Annotated in this window: 1 protein-coding gene; it reads right to left on the bottom strand. The window is 36.7% G+C overall.

Annotation, left to right across the window (positions count from 1 at the left end; translation table 11 throughout):
* Positions 1 to 45: 45 nt before the first annotated feature.
* The coding region (locus ACFSTA_RS18680) for an IS3 family transposase (RefSeq protein WP_377558358.1) at positions 46 to 605 on the bottom strand (560 nt) is incomplete at its 5' end.

Genomic DNA, 605 nt, shown 5'->3' with positions numbered 1-605 from the left:
TGAACTGCCCCCCGTCAAGTAGACAGTGGAAATAATAAAAATGATTTAGGCGGCCATCGTCCTGTATTCCATAGGACTGTGGCCGTTTAGTTTTTTTTGATACCTATCATGATTGTAAAAGTACATATAATCATCTATTGCTTTAGAAAGCTTCTCAAATGTATTAAACTTGCGTAAGTAGTATTTTTCACATTTCAGAGTTCCCCAAAATGATTCCATTGGTGCATTATCAATACACTTCCCTACTCGAGACATACTATGCGTCATCTTTGCTTTATCTATCTTCCGTTTAAACTCTCGTGAAGTGTATTGATATCCTCGATCACTATGGATAAGTGGGTGTTCCCCGTCCTCTAATAAATCGATAGCTAAATCCATTGTCCTAAAAACAAGTTGGTTATCATTTCGATGGCTAAAAACAAAGCTTACGATTGATCCATCATACACATCGCGTATAGCACTTAAATAGGCTTTCTTGGACAAACCATATTTGAATTCTGTGACATCTGTTACCCATTTTTCATTTGGTTTCTCTGCTTTAAATTCACGATTCAAGATGTTTTCCGCAACTTGTTGGGGAATGGAGGATTTATAACGTTTCTTCT

Origin of the sequence: Ornithinibacillus salinisoli, assembly GCF_042684965.1 — a bacterium.
Taxonomy (GTDB): Bacteria; Bacillota; Bacilli; order Bacillales; family Amphibacillaceae; genus Ornithinibacillus; species Ornithinibacillus salinisoli.
This window is presented reverse-complemented; position numbering and strand designations above follow the sequence as displayed.